This is a genomic window from Actinophytocola sp. (assembly GCF_035762905.1).
In the GTDB taxonomy this organism is placed as follows: Bacteria; Actinomycetota; Actinomycetes; order Mycobacteriales; family Pseudonocardiaceae; genus DASYTH01.
Map to the genome: position 1 here is coordinate 1 of NZ_DASUCC010000022.1, position 5,064 is coordinate 5,064.

Genomic DNA, 5,064 nt, shown 5'->3' on the forward strand with positions numbered 1-5,064 from the left:
GGCTGAGTGAACTCCGTCTCGTTGACCAGCACCGCGTCCGGGCCGTCCTCGCCGGCAAGAAGCACATCGCCGAGCGCCCGGGACAGATGCGGGTCGAGCGCCGCGCACACCTCGTCGAAAGCCGCCCGGAACACCGGGAACGCCGCATACAGCCCGCGCCCCATGCACAGCCGCTGGCAGCCCTGACCGGTGAACAGCATCGCCGTGCCGCCCTCGGCCGCCTCGCCGAGGCTCGCGCCGGCCGGCGTTCGGCCCTCGGCCAAGTCGCGCAGCGCCTGCAACGTCTCCGCCCTGGTGGTGACGCCGATGCTGGCCCGGTGCTCGAAATGCGTGCGGTGCGCGGCGGTCGCGACGATGTCGCCCAGCGGCACCTGCGGGTGGCCGGCGATCCAGTCGGCCCAGCGGCCGGCCTGGGCGCGGACGGCCGCCTCGGTCCGCCCGGACAGCACCAGCGGGAAGGTGCCCTCGACGGCGGCGCCCGCGGGTTCGGTTGCCGGCGCCTCCTCCAGCACCAGGTGGCCGTTGGTGCCGCTGAGCCCGAATGAGGACACGCCGGCTCGGCGGGGTCGGGTGTCGTTGTGAGGCCAGGGTTGGGGTTGGGTGAGCAGGTGCAGGCCGCTGTCGTCCCATGGGATGTGGGGACTGGGTTGTTCGGCGTGCAGGGTCTTCGGCAGGGTCTGGTGTTGGAGGGCGAGCACCATCTTGATCACGCCGACCACTCCGGCGGCGGCTTGGGTGTGGCCGAGGTTTGACTTCGCGGATCCCAGATAGAGGGGCTGGTTGGTGTCGCGGTGGGGGCCGAACACCTCGGCCAATGCGCCGGCTTCGATCGGGTCGCCCAGGGTGGTGCCGGTGCCGTGCGCCTCGACGGCGTCGATGTCGGCCGGGGTCAGCCGGGCGGCGGCCAGCGCGTCCCTGATCACCCGCTGCTGGGACGGGCCGTTCGGCGCGGTCAGGCCCTGGCTGCGGCCGTCCTGGTTGACCGCGCTGCCCCGGATCACCGCGAGCACCTGGTCCCCGTCCCGCTCGGCCGCCGAAAGCCGTTTGAGCACAAGGATTCCGCAACCGTCGGACCAGCCGGCGCCGTCGGCGAGCGCGGAGAAGGACTTGCACCGCCCGTCCGGGGCCATCCCCTTGAGCCGGCTGAACTCAACGAACAGCCTCGGGGTGCTCATCACCGTCACGCCGCCGGCCAGCGCCAGGTCACATTCGTTCTGGCGCAACGCGTTGACCGCGAGGTGCAGGGCGACCAGGGAGGACGAGCACGCGGTGTCCACGCTGACCGCGGGGCCCTGCAGGCCGAGGGTGTAGGCCACCCGGCCGGAGACCACGCTGGTCGCGTTGCCGGTGCTGAGGTAGCCGTCGAACGCGTCGAGCTGGCGGCCCTGCTCGCCGTAGTCGGAGCTCATCGCGCCGAGGTAGACCCCGGTGCGGCTCTCGCTGAGCCCGGCTGGCCGGATCCCGGCGCGCTCCAAGGCTTCCCACGCGGTCTCCAGCACCACCCGCTGCTGCGGATCCATGGACACCGTCTCGCGCTGGGAGATTCCGAAGAACGCGGCGTCGAAGCCTTCCACGTCGTGGATGAAGCCGCCCTCCCGGGCATAGGTCTTGCCCGGCGCCTCCGGGTCCGGATCGTAGACGTCGAGCTTTTCCCACCGTGGCGGGAACTCCCCGATCGCGTCGGCGCCGTCGGCGAGCAGGTCCCAGTAGGACTCCGGGCTGTCGATGCCGCCGGGCAGCCGGCAGGCCATGGCGATGATCGCGATCGGCTCGTTCGGGACGGCGCCGGCGCGGGCCGGTGCCGGCCGGCTCGCGGCCGGGCCGCCGAGCGCGAGCTTGTCCAGCAACAGCCCGGCGATCGCCGTCGGGGTGGGGTAGTCGAAGGCCAGCGTCGCCGGCAGGGTGAGCCCGGTCTCGGCGGCCAGCCGGCGGCGCAGCTCGACGGCCATCAGCGAGTCGAGACCGAGGTCCTTGAGCACCTGGCCGGCGGCCAGGTGGTCCGGCCCGGACATGCCGAGCACCACCGCGGCCTCCCGGCGCACCAGCTCGGTGAGCCGGGTGGTCCGCTCGGCGGCGGGCAGGCCGAGCAGCCGCTCGCGCAACCCGGCGGGCGCGCCGGCCGGGCCCAATCGCTTGCGGGGGGCCCGGATCAGGCCGCGCAGCAGTGCGGGAACCTGGTCGGGGTCGCGGTCCAGCCGCACCGGCACCAGGTGGGCGTGGTCCGGCCCGAGGGCGGCGTCCAGTGCGGCCAGGCCCTGCTCGGCGCTGAGCGCGGCCACGCCCCGGCGCCGCATCCGGGCCAGCTCGGCCTGGCCGAGGCGCGCGGTGAGGCCGATCCCGGATTGCTGCCACAGACCCCAGGACACGCTGACCGCCGGGCGGCCCAGGGTGCGGCGGTGCGCGGCGAGGGCGTCCAGGAAGGCGTTGGCCGCCGCGTAGTTGGCCTGCCCGGCGCCGCCGAGCACCCCGGCCGCCGAGGAGAACAGCACGAACGCGGCCAGGTCCAGGTCGCGGGTCAGCTCGTGCAGGTGCGCGGCGCCGCCGGCCTTGGGCCGCCACACCGCTTCGAGCCGCTCGGGACTCTGCCCGGCCAGCACCCCGTCGTCCAGGACCGCGGCGAGGTGGAACACCCCGGTCCACGGGCGTTCGGCCGCGTCGAGCACGGCGGCGAGCTCCGCGCGCCGGCCGGCGTCGCAGCCGACCACCCGCACGGTCCGCGCACCGGCCTCGGTGAGCCCGGCGGCCAGGTCGGCCGCGCCCGGCGCGTCCGGTCCGCGCCGCGAGGTCAACACCAGATGGCGAACCCCGTGCCGGGCAACGAGATGCCGGGCGACCAGCCGGCCGAGCTCGCCGGTGCCGCCGGTGATCAGCACCGCCCCCTCGGGATCGAACGCCACCGGCCCATCGGCCGACGCGGCAACCGGAACCAGCCGGGCGGCCCTGATCTCCCCGCCACGGATCGCGATCTCCGGTTCGCCGGCCGGCACCGCGATCCCGGCCGGGTCGCTCGGATCGTCGGTGTCCACCAGGTGGATGACCCGGTCCGGGTACTCGGCCCGGACCGCGCGCAGCAGCCCCCACAGCGGCGCGCCGGCCAGCTCGGCCACCCCGTCCCCGGCGTCCACGGCGCCGGAGGTGACCCACACCAGCTCGGCCCGCGCCAACTCGGGTTCGGCCAGAAGTCGTTGCGCCATCAGCAGAGCGGCGGTGGTGACGGTCAACGGATCCGCGTCCGGGGCCGTGGCGTCCACGATCACCCGGTCCGGCGACGCACCGTCCCGCGCCAGCAGGCTGTCCAGCTTCGCCATCCCGTCCACCCCGAGCACCCACACCGCCCCGGTGGCCGGGTTCGGCGCAACCCCGGCGACCGGCCGGAAGTCCACCCGGTACAGGTGACCGGCGGTGTCGCCGGCGCGGACCTGTTCGGCGGTGGCCGCGCGGATCACCAGCCGGTCCGCGCGCAGCACGGGTTGTCCGGCACCATCGGTGACGGCGATCCGAACCGCGTCGCCGTCCAGATCGATCCGCACCCGCAGTTCGGTGGCGCCGGTGGCGTACAACTCGACCCCGGTCCAGGCGAACGGCAGCAGCACGGCGCCGTCGTCCCGGATGCCGGTGAGGGTGTGCAGGGCGGCGTCGAGCAGCGCGGGGTGGATGCCGAAACCGTTGGGGTTCAACCCGTCGGGCAGCCGGACCAGACCGTAGGCGGTGTCGCCGGCGCGACACAGCTCGGTCAGGCCCTGGAAGGCCGGGCCGTAGTCCAGGCCGCGCTCGGCGAATCTGTCGTAGAAGCCGTCCAGATCGATCGGTTCCGCCTCGGCGACCGGCCAATCGTCCGGCTCGAAGACCGGGCCGGGTCCGGTGAGCACTCCGGTGGCGTGCCGGCGCCAGGGCGCGTCGTCGATGCGGCTGTAGATGGTGATCTCTTCGGCGTGGATCACCGCCTGCACCTGCACCGCGGTGTCCTCGGGGAGAACGAGTGGTTCCAGCAGGGTCAGCTCGGAAACCCGGTCCGCGCCGGCCTGGTGGGCGGCGGTGAGTGCGATCTCGAGCAATGCCGTGCCGGGTACCAGGATCGTGCCGAACACCGCGTGGTCGGCCAGCCACGGATGCTCGGCTACGGACAGCCGTCCGGTGAGCACGTACCCGTCCCCGTCGGCGAGGCTCAGCGCCGGCCCGAGCCACGGATGCTCGTTCCTGGCAACGGTTTTCGAGGTCTGCACCCAGAACCGCTCGCGCTGGAAGGCATAGGTGGGCAACGCGACCAGGCCACCGCTCCCGCCGAGGATCCGGTCCCAGTCCAGTTCGACCCCGTGCACGTGCAGCACGCCGAGGTTGCGCAACAGTTGTGCCTGATCGCCCCGGTCGCGGGCCAGCGATCCGACCACCACCCCGCCGTGTTCGGCGCTGGCGTCGGTGAGCGGCATGGCCAGCACCGGGTGGGCGGAGATCTCCACGAACACCGAATGCCCGTCGGCCAGCAACTGCTCGAGGGCGCGGTCGAACCGGACCGGCTCGCGCAGGTTGCGGCACCAGTAGCCGCCATCCAACTCCGGGCCTTCGACGGCCTGGCCGGTCACGGTGGAGTAGAAGCCGATCTGCGCCCGACCCGGCGTGAGATCGGCGAAGCTGTCGGCGAGTCCGGGTAGCAGCGGGTCCATCTGGGCGTTGTGCGAGGCGTAGTCGACCTTGATGGTGCGGGCATAGACGTCCTGGGCCTGCAACTCGCCGACGATCTGCTCGATCGCCTGCGCCTGGCCGGAGATCACCGTCGAGCCGGGCGTGTTCACCGCCGCCACCGACAACGCATCCCCATACGGGGCAAGGAACTCTTCGACCTCGGCTAGCGGGCGTTCGATCAGGGCCATGCCGCCCTGCCCGGCCACCGTGAGCACCGCTTGGGAGCGCTGCGCCACGATCTGCGCGCCCTGTTCCAGGGTGAGCGCGCCGCTGATCACCGCGGCCGGTACCTCCCCCTGCGAGTGGCCGACCACGGCGGCGGGTTCCACGCCCAGCGAGCGCCACACGGCCGACAACCCGATGGCCATCGCGAACAACGCCGGC

1 protein-coding gene is annotated in these 5,064 nt (G+C 73.5%); it reads right to left on the reverse strand.

Going from position 1 to position 5,064, the window contains the following annotated elements; genetic code table 11:
- Nucleotides 1-5,048: polyketide synthase (locus tag VFV67_RS02670; protein ID WP_326466919.1), on the reverse strand; the 5,048-nt coding region annotated here is incomplete at its 3' end.
- Between the last annotated feature and the right edge of the window lie 16 nt (nt 5,049-5,064).